We start from the raw sequence: 15,018 nt of genomic DNA, 5'->3' as shown, positions 1-15,018 counted from the left end.
CTCCTCGGCATGCGCGGGCGAGGCGAGCACGGCACAGGCCATGCAAGCCAAAACGAGCCGTGGCATGAGCCATCGCGGGCGGTTGCGGCGCGTCATCGATTCGTTTCTCGTCATGCCAAAGGCGGCTACCGGCCGCTTATGGCCAAATCAGGGTCAAGACCAGTCAAAACGGACGGCGGGGTCAGCCGCCCGGCGTCCAGGCGTCGTAGTCGCCGTCGGCGGCGGGCCGGCTCTCGGGATTGTACATCGATCCCTTGGGGCGGTAGGCCGCCGACGAGCCGGTCAGGTTGGGCTGATAGGGCCTTTCCCATTCGCGCGGCGTGTAGTCTTCCGCGCTGGGCGGCGTGTCGACACGGTGATGCAGCCAGCCGCTCCAGCCCGGCGGCACCATCGAGGCTTCCGCATAGCCATTGTAGATCACCCAGCGGCGGGTGGCGCCGTCGGCGTCCGTGCCGCCTTCATAGTAGACATTGCCGAACTCGTCCTCGCCGACGCGCGTGCCATGGCGCCAGGTGAAAAAGCGCGTGCCCAGGGTCTGGCCATTCCACCAGGTGAAGAATTGGGTGAGGAACGTTTTCATCGGCCCGCCTTGTCCGTTGCCGCCGCTTATGGCGCCGCCCACGGGCCATTGCAAGAGGGGCAAAAGGGCGCGGACGGCGGCGACCGCAGGCTCAGCCCCCCGACGCGGCGACAAGGGGTGCGGGCGAGAACAGCACCGAGAACCGTTCGCACCAGATGACGACCGAGCCATAGGCCGAAATGTCGGTTCCCTCGGGGATGACATAGGTCTGGTCGCCGATATTGCCCTTGAGCTGTCCCAGCGACAGCCATTGGCTCGCCAGCACGTCGGCCGAATTTTGCGGGTCGGGCTCGGCGACGAGCCAGACCTCCAGATCGGGACCGTTGGTCACCTCGAAGCCGGTGAAGCGAAGAAGGTGCGCGTCCGTGCCGGTCCGCAGGAGTTGCGCCGTCCCCTGCCCGCGATGGGCGCGGTCGGCGTCGCGGAACTGGCCGGCCGCCACCTCGCTCACAACGAGACCGGCGGGCAGTTCCTCGGAAACCACATCGTCGATGAAGAGCGGCGAGAACAGGTACCAGGCCGCGCCGCCGCTGACGAAGCCGATCAGGAAAACGGGGATCGCGATGATCACAAACCGGAACATGCCGCATCCTCCGGACCATGGTCTGCCGAACCTCATCATAAACCGGCCTCGTGCCGATTGACAGGCCCCGCCCCTTCACGATGAGGAAACGCCAATGCCGCGCCCGATATCCCCGCCCGTCCCGGCCGGCAACGGCCCGAATGACACGGCCCGAATGACCTGGCAAGGCCGCGGCGCTACCAGATCACCTTTTCCATGATCACGGCGGGAATGCCCGAGCCCTTGATGCCGCAGTCGGGCGTCGCGCCGACCTGGCGGAAGCCGTTGTCGCCATAAAAGCGGACTGCGCGGTCATTGGCTTCCTCCACTTCGAGGCGGATCTTGCGAACGTCCGGAAAACAGGTCTCGACCTCGACCAGCAGCTTCTTGCCGATGCCCTGGCCCTGCGTTGCCGGACGCACGTAAAGCTGGTGCAGCATGGAGACCTCATTGTCGACCTGACTGACATAGGCCATGCCGGAAATCTCGGCGCCGTCGTCGCAAACGATGAACTCCGAGCGCGGCTTGTTCAGCCTTTGCCTGAGCGCGGGCACCGAGTGCCAGGCGCCGGTCAGTTCGGCAACCTTCCGGCGCCCGTAGATCGCATCGTACGTGTCGTGCCATGTCTCGGTCAGCATGGCGGAGATGGTTTCAAGGTCTTCGGTGGATGCTGTGCGGATCCACATCGCGGATGTCTCGTCCTTTCGGGCGTTTCGCGCCGCTATCCTTGACGCATTGCCGGAAAATGACAAGGGGCAGGCGAAACGGTCCGCCCGGAGGGCGAAAGCCACGTCAATCGACAATGTCGAGCTTCCGCCGGACGAGCGCCTGCACCGCCTGCGGGTTGGCCTTGCCGCCGGTCGCCTTCATCACCTGGCCGACGAACCAGCCGGCCAGGTTGGGCTTGGCCCTGGCCTGTTCGACCTTGTCGGGGTTGGCGGCGATCACCTTGTCCACCTCGGCCTCGATCGCGCCGGTGTCGGTGACCTGCTTCATGCCGCGCTGTTCGACGATCCGCGCCGGATCGCCGCCCTCGTCCCAGACGATCTCGAACAGCGCCTTGGCGATCTTGCCGGAGATGGTGCCGTCCCCGATCAGGTCGATGACGGCGCCGAGCTGATCGGGAGAAACCGGAGTCTGGTCAATGGATTGTCCGGCCTTGTTCAATGCGCCCAGAAGGTCGTTGATGACCCAGTTGGCCGCCACCTTGGCATCGCGCCCTCCGGCCACCTGCTCGAAATAGTCGGCGATCGCCTTCTCGGAGACGAGCACCGAGGCGTCATAGGCCGTCAGGCCCTCGGCCATGAAGCGCGCGCGCTTGTCGTCGGGCAGTTCGGGCAGATCGACGGCAAGTTCGGCGATGAAGGCATCGTCGAACTCCAGCGGCAGAAGGTCGGGATCGGGGAAATAGCGATAGTCGTGCGCCTCTTCCTTGGAGCGCATCGAACGCGTCTCGCCCCTGGCCGGATCGAACAGGCGCGTTTCCTGGTCGATCGTGCCGCCGTCTTCGAGGATCGCGATCTGGCGGCGCGCCTCATGGTCGATCGCCTGGCCGACGAAGCGGATCGAGTTGACGTTCTTGATCTCGCAGCGCGTGCCGAACCCCTCGCCCGGCCGGCGGACGGATATGTTGACGTCGGCGCGCATGGAGCCCTCGTCCATATTGCCGTCGCAGGTGCCAAGATAGCGCAGGATCTGGCGCAGCTTGGTCAGATAGGCCTTCGCCTCGTCGGCCGAGCGCATATCGGGCTTGGAGACGATCTCCATCAGCGCGACGCCCGAGCGGTTCAGATCGACATGGGACATGGCCGGATGTTGGTCGTGCATCGACTTGCCGGCATCCTGTTCCAGATGCAGCCGCTCGATGCCGACATCGACATCCTCGAAATCGCCCTTCCTGTCGGGGCCGACGGCGACCCGCACCCGTCCCTCGCCGACGATCGGCTGCTTGTACTGCGAAATCTGGTAGCCCTGCGGCAGGTCGGGATAGAAATAGTTCTTGCGGTCGAACACGGAACGCTTGTTGATCTTTGCCTTAAGGCCGAGCCCGGTGCGCACCGCCTGACGGACGCACTCGACATTGATGACGGGCAGCATGCCGGGCATGGCCGCATCGACCAACGAGACATTGGCGTTCGGCGCCGCGCCGAATGCGGTCGAGGCGCCCGAGAACAGCTTGGCGTTCGAGGTGACCTGAGCGTGCACCTCAAGGCCGACGATCACCTCCCAGTCGCCGGTGGCCCCGGCGATCAGGCGTTTGGGGTCGGGCGTGCGGGTGTCAACGAGCGTCATGGCGGTCCGGCTTCTCGGTCACGGCGATGCGGGAGATATCCGTGCTCGTTAATGCACCGGCGCCCTGCCCGCAAGCCAAAGGGGCAAGGCAAGCCGCCGGATCGGTTGATCGAGATCAAGGCGTGCGCAGGCGGGCGGCACCACGCTTGGCGCAGAGCGAGGACACACCATGCCCCTTATGTCCCTTTACAGGCGTATGATGCGCCAGGCCGATCTGGTGGAACAGATGATCGACACCGTCGGCTTGCGCAATGCGCTTCAGGAGCGGCCCGATCACGCCAACGTGCTCAGCCGGGCCGCCAGCCGCTGCATGATGTGCGAGGAACCGAGCGCGTGCCGGCGGTGGCTGGCCGAGCATGACAGCGCCGACGAAGCGCCGCCCTATTGTCTCAACCACGCCATGTTCGAGCGGCTCAAGCGCGATATCGAGGCGGAGACGTCGGTGCGAGCCTGAACGCGATCACACCTCTCCCAACCGACTGGCCGGGCTTCGTCTTCAGATGAGCCCGGTCTTTTTTGTCGTCCGGTCCGGAGACGGATCATCCGGCAAGGGGCATCGGAACCATGCCGCGGAGCGCCTTTACACGCCCCATGGCCAAGCCTATATCGACGCCGTTCGATGGAGTTTTCATGTTCGGTTCGTCCGAGACCCGGTAATGCCCTGACCGCCATCCGGCGCTTCAGGGCAAGACAGACGCAACCGGCCGCCCGCCGGCGGCTCGCCTTTGTCTGCGGCCATATGGCCGCCATACCGGTATTCGAACCATGGACATTTCCCGCGCCGAACAGCGCATCCTGCACCTGCTCGCCCAGGGCGGGCATATCCGCACCGAAAAAGACGGCAAGAGGCTCGCGCGCGCCGAGGTCTTCACGCGCGAGGGCTGGCGCTATCCCGACTTCGACATCGCCCTGTTCGGCAAGCTCAAGCGGCGCCGGACGATCGCCTCGAAGAAGGGCGGCCCCTATCGCATCACCCGGCGCGGCCTGGAACTGGTGCGTGGCCAGTTGGACAATCGATAGGGAGCGGGCGCGGCCCTTGATCGGCCGCGCCCGTTTTGGCGTTGCTGGCGGACATGCTGTGCCCTCATCGTGAAGTGGAGGCCGGCAATGAACGTTCAAGCCGCCGCGAAGATGACATTTGAGGCGTTCGCGCGCTGGGCGGAGCGGCAGGAGCGCGAATGCGAGCTGGCCAGGGGTTCGCCGCGCCGACCGGCGAGGACACGATGCGGCATGCGGATGCCTTCGTTGAACCGGCGGGCGGATCGGGCACGGCACGCTGGGCCGAAGCGGCTTTTTCGACATCGCGCCGCTGATCGTCGAGAACCGGGAAGCGCGCATCGAACCTGAGCGGCGCGGCGCGGCCTTCACGCCGCCGGAAACCTACAAGGGCCGATCGCCCTCACCACCATTTGTCCGGCGCAAAGCGCCCCGCCGCCCGCTCGATCACATGGGCGGTGGAAAACAGCGTTTCCTCGTCGAACGGCTTGCCGATCAGTTGCAGGCCGAGCGGCAGGCCGCGCCCGTCAAGGCCGGCGGGCACGGCTATGCCAGGCAGGCCGGCCATGTTCACCGTCACGGTGAAGATGTCGTTGAGATACATCTTGACCGGATCGGCCGCCATGTCCCGATCGCCGATGCCGAAGGCGGCGGACGGCGTCGCCGGGGTCAGGATCGCGTCCACGCCCTGGCCGAACGCGGTCTCGAAGTCGCGCTTGATCAGCGTGCGCACCTTCTGGGCGCGCAGATAATAGGCGTCGTAATAGCCCGCCGACAGCACATAGGTGCCGATCATCACGCGCCGCTTGACCTCGGCGCCGAAGCCCTCGGCGCGCGTTGCCTCATACATCTCGACGATGTCCTTGCCGGAGACGCGCAGGCCGTATTTGACGCCGTCATAGCGGGCAAGGTTCGACGACGCCTCGGCCGGCGCGACGATATAGTAGGCCGGCAGCGCATATTGCGTGTGCGGCAGCGAGATATGCCTGATCTGGGCGCCGGCGTCCTTCAGCCATGCGATGCCCCGCTCCCACAGCGTCTCGATCTCGCCGGGCGTGCCGTCCATGCGGTATTCGGCCGGAATGCCGATCACCATGCCCTTCACCGACCGGCCGACCGCGGCCTCATAGTCCGGCACGGGAAGGTCGGCAGAGGTCGTGTCCATGCCGTCGGCGCCCGCCATGGATGCGAGCAGGATCGCCGCGTCGCGCACGTCGCGGGCGATGGGTCCCGCCTGGTCCAGCGAGGAGGCGAACGCGACGATCCCCCAGCGCGAGCAGCGCCCGTAGGTGGGCTTGATGCCGACGGTGCCGGTGAAGGCGGCGGGCTGGCGGATCGAGCCGCCCGTGTCGGTCGCCGTCGCGCCCGCGCACAGCCATGCGGCGACGGCGGACGCCGAGCCGCCCGACGAGCCGCCGGGCACCAGCGCCTTGTCGTCGCCCCTTGCGCGCCAGGGATTGGTGACCGGCCCGTAGCAGGAGGTCTCGTTGGACGAGCCCATGGCGAATTCGTCCATGTTCAGCTTGCCGAGCATCACCGCCCCGTCGGACCAAAGATTGGCCGTGACGGTCGATTCATAGGGCGGTTCGAAGCCGCCCAGGATGCGGCTGCCGGCCTGGGTGTGCACGCCACGCGTCGCGAACAGGTCCTTGATGCCGAGCGGAATGCCTTCGAGCGGGCCCGCCTCGCCCTTCGCCAGCCGCGCGTCCGACGCCCCGGCCATGGCGCGCGCCCGATCGGCGGTCACCGCGACATAGGCGTTGAGCGTGTCGTTGGCGGTCTCGATCGCGCCCAGATAGGCGTCCGTCAGTTCGGCGGCCGAGATGGCCTTGTCGCGCAGCGCTTGGCGCGCTTGGGCGATGGTCAGTTGCGTCGGATCGGTCATGGTCGGGCGTGCTCGCTTGTCACTCGACCACTTTGGGCACGAGGAAGAAACCGTCTTCGGTGGCCGGCGCGTTGGCGGTGACATGGGCGGCGATGTCGCCTGCCGTCACCTGATCCTGACGCTTTTTCATCGCCATGTCGGCGACCGAGGTCATCGGCTCGACGCCCTCGATGTCGACTTCGCCCAACTGTTCGACGAAGCCCAGTATGGCGTTCAGCTCGCCCTCCAGATGGGCGGCCTCCTGGTCGCTGACGCGGATGCGCGCAAGCGAGGCGACGCGCTTGACGGTGGCGATATCGACGGACATCGAATGCTCCGGGGAAAATCTTCGAAGGCCACGCTATAGCGATGCGGACAGGCGCGCGCAACGGGCGCATTGGAGCGCCTCGCCTTTCATTGCATAACGCAGGCATTGAATCGCGCAGGCGCTCCAAATGTTTGTTCAGCCGCAGCCGCCGAGGCGAAACCGGGTCCCACTTTCGCTGGAATCGCTCTAGAAGGACGGCCCGTCACAGTCCATGGGCGAGCGCGCCGATGCCGGAAGTTGCCATCGAACAAATCGCCTCGGCGCTTGCCGAGGGACGGACCCTGGCCGGACTTGATCTCGGCACCAGGACGATCGGCGTGGCGGTCTGCGATCCGGGCTTGTCGTTCGCCGCGCCGCGTCCGGTCATCCGGCGCGGCAAGTTCGCCGCCGACATCGACATGCTGACGAAGCGGATCGCGGCGGACCGCGTCGGAGGCCTGATCATCGGCCTGCCGCTGAACATGGACGGCACGCAGGGGCCGCGCGCCCAGGCGACGCGCGCGTTCGCCCGCAACATGGACGGGCGCCTCGCCCTGCCCTTCGCCTTCTGGGACGAGCGGCTGTCGACCGTCGCCGCCGAGCGAGCGCTGATCGACCGGGACGTCAGCCGCAAGAAGCGCGGCGAGCGTATCGATTCGGCCGCCGCCGCCTTCATCCTGCAAGGCGCGCTGGACCGGCTCTATTCGGCCGGCGCGGTGAACTGAGCGTCGGGCGCGGTTTCGGAGGCCGGCGCGCCAGTGCGGGCGGCATGCCGCTGCCGCCACCAGGCGCGGAGCCGGCGGCGCTTGCGGAACGCGTAGATGGCGAAGATCAGGCCGGTATCGACAATGCACGCCTTGACCAGAAGGCGCACGATCACGTCCTTTTCCATGCCCAGCACATGGCCGTAGATCGCAAAGGTCAGGTCGTGGGTCTGGCGGGAGAAGAAGCCGAGGCCGAAATCGTTCAGCGACAGGAAATACCAGCTCCACAGGAAGCCCATCGGCACGAACCAGAACCAGAAGATGTAGCGCATCGGCGGCTCCGTCATTGCGCGTGCCCGCGCCACTATCGATCAGCGCGGTTTTCGGCACAATGGGAACCAATCGTTAAGGTTAACGGCCGCCGCGATCGTGGCGGGCCGCCATTGCCCCGCCCGCCGGGCACGGCGATGGTGGCGCTGATGATGGCGGCCGGACATGGCCGCGCAAAAAGCTGTCCATCGGCGGCCGCCTTGCTTGCGGGCGCGGCGATTTGGACTTAATCCACCCTCTCAGCATGGCAAACGCGCCCGACCCACCGATTTTCGCTCATCGTCACCTGCTGGGCATGGCCGGGCTGGCCTATCCCGACATCGCCGCGCTGCTCGACCGGGGCGACCGCGCGGTCGAAATCTCGCGCCGCCGCGACAAGAAGACGACGACGCTGCGCGGGCTGACGCAGATCAACCTGTTCTTCGAGGCCTCCACGCGCACCCAGGCCTCGTTCGAGCTGGCGGGCAAGCGGCTGGGCGCCGACGTGATGAACATGTCCGTTTCCGCCTCGTCCGTGAAGAAGGGCGAAACGCTGATCGACACGGCGATGACGCTGAACGCCATGCACCCGGACATTTTGATCATTCGGCACGGCGCGGCCGGCGCGGCCGCGCTTCTGGCGCGCAAGGTGGCCTGTTCGGTGATCAATGCCGGCGACGGCGCCCACGAGCACCCGACCCAGGCGCTGCTCGACGCGCTGACCATCCGCCGGCACAAGGGGCGGCTGGACGGCCTGACGGTCGCGATCTGCGGCGACATCCTGCACAGCCGCGTGGCGCGGTCCAACATCATCGCCCTGAACACGATGGGCGCGCGGGTGCGCGCGGTCGGCCCGTCGACCCTGATGCCGGCCGGGATCGCCGAAATGGGCGCCGAGCACCATGCGCGCATGGCCGACGGCATCCGTGGCGCGGACGTCGTCATGATGCTGCGGCTTCAGCGCGAGCGCATGGCCGGCGCGTTCGTGCCCTCGGTGCGCGAATATTTCCGCCATTACGGGCTCACCGGCCCCATCCTCGCCCATGCCGGGTCCGACTGCCTGGTCATGCATCCGGGACCGATGAACAGGGGCGTCGAGATCGCCTCCGACATCGCCGACGGGCCGCAATCGGTGATCGAGGAGCAGGTCGAGATGGGCGTCGCCGTGCGCATGGCGGTGATGGAGGCTCTGCTCGATGCGCGCAAGGCGGAGCGCGCGCCACGATGACGCCCGCGCCCGGAACAAGCGTCTTCGAGGGCGCGCGGATCGTCGATCCGTCGCGCGGGCTCGACGAGACCGGCACGCTGATCGTCGCCGGCGGCAGGATCGGGGCGGCCGGCGCGGAGGCGCTCAACCAGGGCGCGCCGGAAGGCGCGCAAAGGGTCGACTGCACCGGGCTGACGATCGTTCCGGGCCTGGTCGACATGCGTGTTCACATCGAGGAGCCTGGCGGCGAGCATCGCGAGACGATCGCCTCGGCCTGCGAGGCGGCGGCGGCCGGCGGCGTCACCTCGATCATCATGATGCCGGACACGCAGCCGGCGATCGACGATGTGGCGCTTGTGGAGTTCGTGCTGCGCACCGCGCGCGAGACGGGCATTGTGCGCGTCCATCCGGCGGCCGCGATCACCATGGGCCTCAAGGGCGCCCAGATGACCGAGATCGGCAATCTGAGCGCCGCCGGCGCCGTCATGTTCACCGACGGGCGCCGCACGATCGCCAACGCCGCCGTGATGCGCCGGGCGATGACCTATGCGCGCGACTTCGGCGCGGTCATCGCCCACCACACCGCCGATGCCGACCTGGTCGGCGGCGGGGTGATGAACGAGGGGCTTTTCGCCAGCCTTCTGGGCCTGCCGGGCATTGCGCGCGAGGCCGAACTGCTGCCGCTCGAACGCGATCTGCGCCTGGCGCGGCTGACGGGGGCGGCCTATCACGCCGCCAAGATCTCCTGCGCGATGTCCGCCGATGCGGTCCGGGCCGCCAAGGCGCAGGGGCTCGACGTGACCGCCGGCGCGTCGATCAACCATCTTTGCCTGAACGAGAACGATGTCGGCGAGTACCGCACCTTCTTCAAGCTGGCGCCGCCGCTGCGCCACGAGGACGACCGGCAGGCGATGATCGAGGCGCTGCGCGAGGGCACGCTCGATGTCATCTGCTCCGATCACGATCCGCAGGATGTCGACACCAAGCGCCTGCCCTTCGCCGAGGCCGAGGACGGCGCGGTCGGGCTCGAAACCATGCTGAGCGCCGCGCTGCGCCTGCACCATTCGGGCGCGGTTCCCCTGACGCGCCTGATCGAGGCGATGTCGACGGCGCCGGCGCGCCGCCTGGGCCTTGACGCCGGCACGCTTGCGCCCGGCGCGCCGGCCGACTTCGCCCTGGTCGATCTCGAAGCGCCCTTCGTGCTCGATCCGGCGCAGCTTAAGTCCCTGTCCAAGAACACGCCGTTCGACGGGGCGCGGCTGTCGGGCCGCACAGTGCGCACCGTCGTGGGCGGCCGTACGGTGTTTTGCGCGCCCCGCGGCCGGGGGGACTGATGGCGATGGCGGCGGACTGGAGCCTGTTGAGCGCGCTCGTCGCCCTCGCCGGCGGCTATCTGAGCGGGTCGGTCCCGTTCGGCCTTCTTCTGACGCGCGCGGCGGGCCTTGGCGACATCAGGTCCATGGGCTCGGGCAATATCGGGGCCACCAACGTGCTGCGCACCGGCAGCAAACGGCTCGCGGCGCTGACGCTGCTGCTCGATGCGGTCAAGGGCCTGCTGCCCGTGCTCGCGGGCAAGGCGTTCGGCATGGAGGCGGCGCTCGCCGCCGGCCTTGGCGCCTTTGTCGGCCATCTCTATCCGGTCTGGCTCGGCTTCAGGGGCGGCAAGGGCGTGGCCACCTTCGCCGGCATCTCGCTGGGCTATTCCTGGACCGTGCTGCTGCCGTTCGCCGTCACATGGCTGCTGGTCGCGTTCGTCACGCGCTATTCGTCGCTGGCCGCGCTGCTTGCGGTCCTGGCCACGACCCTGACCGTGTTCCTGCTTGGCCAGACGGCGCTCGGCTGGCTATATGCGCTTGTGACGGCGCTGGTCTTCTTCAAGCATCGCGCCAACATCGCGCGCCTGCGCGCCGGGACCGAAAGCCGGATCGGCCGGAAAGGATGACGGGGGAGAGGGTTTGCCCGAGGACGGCCAGGCCGAAACCGGACCGGAGCCGGTCCGTTTCACGCTGACCGATCGGCAGCGCCTGGCCTGGCTGCGCCTGTGGCGCACCGACAATGTCGGGCCGGCGACCTTTCGCGACCTGATCAATCATTGCGGCTCGGCCGAGCGGGCGCTCGCCATGCTGCCGGCGCTGGCCACGCGCGGCGGCCGCAAGCGCCATCCCCACATTCCGTCCGAAGCCGACGCGGAAGCCGAACTGGCCGCGATAACCGCCCATGGCGCGCGGCTGATCGGCATCGGCGAGCCGGATTACCCGTCGCCGCTGCGCCGTTCGGACCATGCGCCCCCGCTCGTGACGGTCAAGGGCGCGACCGCCGTTCTGCAACGGCCATGCGTCGCCCTGGTCGGCTCGCGCAACGCCTCCATGGCGGGCCTGACCATGGCGAGGCGCCTTGCGGCGGGCCTGGGCGAGGCCGGCTGTGCGGTGGCCTCGGGCCTTGCGCGCGGCGTGGACGGGGCGGCCCACGAAGCCGCGCTCGAAACGGGCACCATCGCGGTGCTGGCGGGCGGGCCCGACAGGCCCTACCCGCCCCAGAACGTGCCGCTTCTCGAACGGATCGAAAATGGCGGCACGGGCTGCTCGATCACCGAAAAGCCGTTCGGCTGGCAGCCGCGCTCGAAGGACTTTCCGCGCCGCAACCGGATCATCGCCGCCCTTTCGGTTGCGCTGGTCGTCGTCGAGGCCGCCGCCCGGTCGGGCTCGCTCACCTCGGCACGGCTTGCCGGCGAGTTGGGCCGGCTCGTCCTCGCCGTGCCGGGCTCGCCGCTCGACCCGCGCGCGCACGGCACCAACACGCTGATCCGGGAGGGCGCGACGCTCGTGCGGTCGGTGGAGGACGTTCTGGAAGCGATCGCGCCGATCGACCCCGATGCCGGGCTGTTTCAGCCGGCTCCGCCGCCGGTCGACATGGCCTCGCCCCTGGGCGCTCCGCCCGACGAGGATGCCCGCGAACGGGTCGTCGGGCTGCTCGGGCCAACGCCCGTGCCCGTCGACGACCTGATCGCCGAAGCGGGCCTGGGCCCGGGGCAGATATCCTTGATCGTCATCGAACTCGACCTGGCGGGCCGGATCGAGCGTCACTCAGGCAACCGTGTCTCGCTCGTTCCCGGTGCGCCGTAGCGGCCTTCTCCCCTGAAGGATATCGCTGGCCTCGATATAGGCCATCTCAAGCATGTAGGTGAGCAGGTCGCACCGCTCCGCCTCGGCCAGGGTCCGAAGTTCGCCGAGCATCGCCTCAATATATGCGATCCTGTCCATCGAGGATGGACGCGCTTTGTCCGACAATGGCTGTACCTCACCCTACGGCAGCGCAAGCAAACCGTATCGCTCGAAAATATAATACCAGAGGTTGAATATCAAGCGGATCACGGCTTCTTAAGCACGCAATAATTGCAATTGCCAACATCGATCGAAGCCATCTGCGACGACAATTGCCACGCCAGGCTCTTGACCGGGAGCGGCTGGGCGGCCATGTCGTTGCCCGCCGCGCCCTTTGCGGCCCTTGCTGCACGGGTCATCCATGGAAGTCGTCGTCGTTGAATCGCCCGCCAAGGCGAAAACAATCAACAAATATCTCGGATCGGGCTACAAGGTGCTGGCCTCGTTCGGCCATGTGCGCGACCTGCCGGCCAAGGACGGTTCGGTCAAGCCGGACGAGGATTTCGCCATGTCGTGGCAGGTCGACACGGCATCCAACAAGCGCCTCAACGAGATCGCGGCGGCGGTGAAGTCGGCCGACGGGCTGATTCTGGCGACCGACCCGGACCGCGAGGGCGAGGCGATCTCTTGGCACGTGCTGGAAGTGCTCAACAGGAAGAAGGCGATCAAGGACAAGCCGGTCAAGCGCGTCGTCTTCAACGCGATCACCAAGAAGGCGGTGCTCGATGCGATTGCCCGGCCCCGCGCCATAGACGGCCCGCTGGTCGATGCGTATCTGGCGCGCCGGGCGCTCGACTACCTGGTCGGCTTCACCCTTTCGCCGGTGCTGTGGCGCAAGCTGCCAGGGGCGCGATCGGCCGGCCGCGTGCAGTCGGTGGCGCTGCGGGTCGTGTGCGACCGCGAGACCGAGATCGAGCAGTTCAAGCCGGAGGAATACTGGTCGATCCTGGCGTATCTGACCACGCAGGCCGGCGCGCCCTTCACCGCCCGGCTGACCGGCTTTGACGGCGACAAGCTTTCCAGGATGGGCGTCGGGAACGGCGATATGGCGGGCACCATCAAGGCGATGCTGGAGAGGGCGAGCTTCACCGTCGCTTCGGTCGAGGCCAAGCCGGTCCGGCGCAACCCACCGCCGCCCTTCACCACATCGACCTTGCAGCAGGCCGCGTCCGCCAAGCTGGGCTTTGCGCCGGCGCGGACGATGCAGGTCGCCCAGAAGCTCTATGAGGGGGTGGACCTGGGCGCCGAGACGGCCGGGCTGATCACCTATATGCGAACCGACGGCGTGCAGATGGCGCCCGAGGCGATTTCCGGTGCCCGCGCCGCCATCGGCGACCGGTTCGGCGCCGACTTCGTGCCCGAAAAGCCGCGCCACTACGCCTCGAAGGCCAAGAACGCCCAGGAGGCGCACGAGGCGGTGCGGCCGACCGACTTTTCGCGCGCGCCCGATGCGATCCGCGGCGCGCTGAACGACGAGCAGTTCAAGCTTTACGAACTGATCTGGAAACGCGGCATCGCCAGCCAGATGGAGCAGGCCAGGCTCGAACGCACGACCGTGGACATCGTTGCCGAAGGGGCGGGCAAGAGCGCCGAACTGCGCGCCACCGGCTCGGTCGTCACCTTCGAGGGCTTTTTTGCCGCCTATACCGAGCACAGGGACGATTCCAAGCGCGCCGACGACGATGAGGGCGACGACAGGCGCCTGCCGCCCATGGACCGGGGCGAATCGTGCGGGCGCGACAGGATCGAGGCGACGCAGCATTTCACCGAGCCGCCGCCGCGCTATTCGGAGGCCTCGCTGATCAAGAAGATGGAGGAGATCGGCATCGGCCGGCCATCCACCTATTCGGCGACCGTCTCCACGCTCAAGGACCGCGACTATGTGCGGCTGGACAAGCGCGCGCTGGTGCCCGAGCCCAAGGGCCGGCTCGTCACGGCCTTCCTGCAGGACTTCTTCGAGCGTTATGTGGAGTACGACTTCACGGCCGACCTCGAAGAGAGGCTGGATCTGATCTCCGATGGAAAGCTCGCCTGGAAGGACGTGCTGCGCGACTTCTGGCGCGATTTCACGGCCCATGTGGACGAGACGCGGGAACTGCGCATCGCCGATGTGCTGGACGCGCTCAACGAGCGGCTCGAACCGCTCGTCTTTCCGCCACGCCAGGACGGATCGGACCCGCATATCTGCCCCAGATGCGGCACCGGGCGGCTGAGCCTGAAGCTGGGCAAGTTCGGCTCCTTCGTGGGCTGTTCGAACTATCCCGAGTGCGGCTACACGCGCCAGCTCGGACAGGAGGGCAATGGCGAGGCGGACGCCTTCGCCGACGGCCCGCAGGCACTCGGCAAGGACCCGTTCACGGCCGAGGAGATCACGCTGCGCTCGGGCCGGTTCGGCCCCTACGTCCAGCGCGGCGAGGGCAAGGACTCCAAGCGCGCCAGCCTGCCCAAGGGCTGGAAGCCCGAGGCGATGGACCATGAAAAGGCGCTCGCGCTGCTGTCCCTTCCCCGTGATGTGGGCGCGCACCCCGAATCGGGCAAGATGATCTCGGCGGGCATCGGCCGCTACGGCCCCTTCGTGCTGCATGACGGCACCTACGCCAATCTCGAAAGCGTCGAGGACGTCTTCTCGGTCGGCCTCAACCGCGCGGTGACGCTGATCGCCGAAAAGGCCGCCAAGGGGAGCGGCCGCGGCCGGGCGGCGGCCGCGCTCAAGGAACTGGGCGAACATCCCCAGGTGGGCGGACCGGTCAGCGTCCATGACGGGCGCTACGGCCCCTATGTCAAGCACGGCAAGATCAACGCGACGATTCCCAAGGGCACCGACCCGATGAGCGTCGATCTCGCCAGGGCCGTCGAACTGATCGCCGCGCGCGCCGAAAAGGCGGGCAAGAAGGTTGCAGGCCCGTCGGCGGGCAAGAAGAAGGCACCGGCCAGGAAGAAGACGACCGCCGGCAAGAAGGCGCCGGCCAGGAAGAAGGCCAGCGGCAAGGGCAAGGCCGCCGCTCTCAAGCAGCTTGCAGCCCAGTGCCAAGCCGA

The 15,018-nt window shown here is 67.6% G+C and carries 17 protein-coding genes; 9 read left to right on the top strand and 8 right to left on the bottom strand.

What is annotated here, in order from left to right; genetic code table 11:
- Positions 1–181: 181 nt before the first annotated feature.
- The 4 genes from AC5E6L_RS08040 to gatB form a co-directional block, all read right to left on the bottom strand.
- Positions 182–580, bottom strand: a complete 399-nt coding sequence (locus tag AC5E6L_RS08040; RefSeq protein ID WP_491229773.1) for an NADH:ubiquinone oxidoreductase subunit NDUFA12 — start codon at positions 578–580, stop codon at positions 182–184.
- Positions 581–671: 91 nt separating this feature from the next.
- The gene (locus AC5E6L_RS08035) at positions 672–1,163 is read right to left on the bottom strand and encodes a DM13 domain-containing protein (protein WP_491772492.1); all 492 of its coding nucleotides are present in this window, start codon (positions 1,161–1,163) and stop codon (positions 672–674) included.
- Positions 1,164–1,339: 176 nt separating this feature from the next.
- Positions 1,340–1,828 carry a GNAT family N-acetyltransferase gene (locus AC5E6L_RS08030; RefSeq protein WP_491229775.1) on the bottom strand — a complete coding sequence of 163 codons (489 nt, stop codon included), beginning with the start codon at positions 1,826–1,828 and terminating at the stop codon, positions 1,340–1,342.
- A gap of 106 nt (positions 1,829–1,934) precedes the next feature.
- Positions 1,935–3,434: an Asp-tRNA(Asn)/Glu-tRNA(Gln) amidotransferase subunit GatB gene (gene gatB, locus AC5E6L_RS08025; RefSeq protein WP_491229776.1), complete on the bottom strand. Its 1,500-nt coding sequence runs from the start codon at positions 3,432–3,434 to the stop codon at positions 1,935–1,937.
- A 169-nt stretch (positions 3,435–3,603) separates the two neighbouring features.
- Here gatB and AC5E6L_RS08020 point away from each other — a divergent pair, with 169 nt between their 5' ends.
- From AC5E6L_RS08020 to AC5E6L_RS08010, 3 genes are all read left to right on the top strand, one after another.
- Positions 3,604–3,888, top strand: coding sequence for a DUF6455 family protein (locus tag AC5E6L_RS08020; protein ID WP_491772489.1), 285 nt, complete (start codon positions 3,604–3,606; stop codon positions 3,886–3,888).
- Between the two features lie 311 nt (positions 3,889–4,199).
- Positions 4,200–4,454 carry a YjhX family toxin gene (locus tag AC5E6L_RS08015; protein WP_491229778.1) on the top strand — a complete coding sequence of 85 codons (255 nt, stop codon included), beginning with the start codon at positions 4,200–4,202 and terminating at the stop codon, positions 4,452–4,454.
- 158 nt (positions 4,455–4,612) lie between these two features.
- Positions 4,613–4,747, top strand: coding sequence for a hypothetical protein (locus AC5E6L_RS08010; protein ID WP_491772487.1), 135 nt, complete (start codon positions 4,613–4,615; stop codon positions 4,745–4,747).
- Positions 4,748–4,833: 86 nt separating this feature from the next.
- On the opposite strand, the gene gatA is transcribed toward AC5E6L_RS08010, so the two are convergent.
- Together gatA and gatC are read right to left on the bottom strand one after the other, a co-directional pair.
- Positions 4,834–6,315: an Asp-tRNA(Asn)/Glu-tRNA(Gln) amidotransferase subunit GatA gene (gatA, locus tag AC5E6L_RS08005; RefSeq protein WP_491772485.1), complete on the bottom strand. Its 1,482-nt coding sequence runs from the start codon at positions 6,313–6,315 to the stop codon at positions 4,834–4,836.
- A 19-nt stretch (positions 6,316–6,334) separates the two neighbouring features.
- A complete protein-coding gene (gatC, locus tag AC5E6L_RS08000; protein WP_491230797.1) occupies positions 6,335–6,622 on the bottom strand; it encodes an Asp-tRNA(Asn)/Glu-tRNA(Gln) amidotransferase subunit GatC in 288 nt (95 codons plus the stop codon).
- A 227-nt stretch (positions 6,623–6,849) separates the two neighbouring features.
- On the opposite strand from gatC, the gene ruvX reads away from it, so the two are divergent.
- Complete coding sequence (gene ruvX, locus AC5E6L_RS07995) at positions 6,850–7,326, top strand: Holliday junction resolvase RuvX (protein WP_491230798.1); 477 nt, start codon at positions 6,850–6,852, stop codon at positions 7,324–7,326.
- Here ruvX and AC5E6L_RS07990 read toward each other — a convergent pair.
- Entirely contained in the window at positions 7,302–7,652 is a 351-nt protein-coding gene (locus AC5E6L_RS07990) for a DUF6105 family protein (protein WP_491772482.1), read from the bottom strand. The genes ruvX and AC5E6L_RS07990 overlap by 25 nt on opposite strands.
- A gap of 227 nt (positions 7,653–7,879) precedes the next feature.
- On the opposite strand from AC5E6L_RS07990, the gene AC5E6L_RS07985 reads away from it, so the two are divergent.
- The 4 genes from AC5E6L_RS07985 to AC5E6L_RS07970 are packed head-to-tail and all read left to right on the top strand — an operon-like array spanning position 7,880 to position 11,943.
- Positions 7,880–8,842, top strand: a complete 963-nt coding sequence (locus tag AC5E6L_RS07985; protein WP_491772480.1) for an aspartate carbamoyltransferase catalytic subunit — start codon at positions 7,880–7,882, stop codon at positions 8,840–8,842.
- The gene (locus AC5E6L_RS07980) at positions 8,839–10,155 is read left to right on the top strand and encodes a dihydroorotase (protein WP_491772478.1); all 1,317 of its coding nucleotides are present in this window, start codon (positions 8,839–8,841) and stop codon (positions 10,153–10,155) included. The genes AC5E6L_RS07985 and AC5E6L_RS07980 overlap by 4 nt, the downstream gene beginning before the upstream one ends.
- Before the next feature lie 5 nt (positions 10,156–10,160).
- Complete coding sequence (plsY, locus tag AC5E6L_RS07975; protein ID WP_491230993.1) at positions 10,161–10,763, top strand: glycerol-3-phosphate 1-O-acyltransferase PlsY; 603 nt, start codon at positions 10,161–10,163, stop codon at positions 10,761–10,763.
- Between the two features lie 13 nt (positions 10,764–10,776).
- Entirely contained in the window at positions 10,777–11,943 is a 1,167-nt protein-coding gene (locus tag AC5E6L_RS07970; RefSeq protein WP_491772476.1) for a DNA-processing protein DprA, read from the top strand.
- Here AC5E6L_RS07970 and AC5E6L_RS07965 read toward each other — a convergent pair.
- Positions 11,905–12,081 (bottom strand): hypothetical protein, encoded by a 177-nt coding sequence (locus AC5E6L_RS07965; RefSeq protein ID WP_491772474.1) that lies wholly within the window; start codon positions 12,079–12,081, stop codon positions 11,905–11,907. The two genes, AC5E6L_RS07970 and AC5E6L_RS07965, sit on opposite strands and share 39 nt — an antisense overlap.
- Before the next feature lie 262 nt (positions 12,082–12,343).
- Between AC5E6L_RS07965 and topA the strand changes: the two genes are divergently transcribed.
- Positions 12,344–15,018: type I DNA topoisomerase (gene topA, locus AC5E6L_RS07960; protein ID WP_491772472.1), on the top strand; the 2,675-nt coding region annotated here is incomplete at its 3' end.

The sequence above is a fragment of the Roseitalea sp. genome (assembly GCF_984466335.1).
This window is presented reverse-complemented; position numbering and strand designations above follow the sequence as displayed.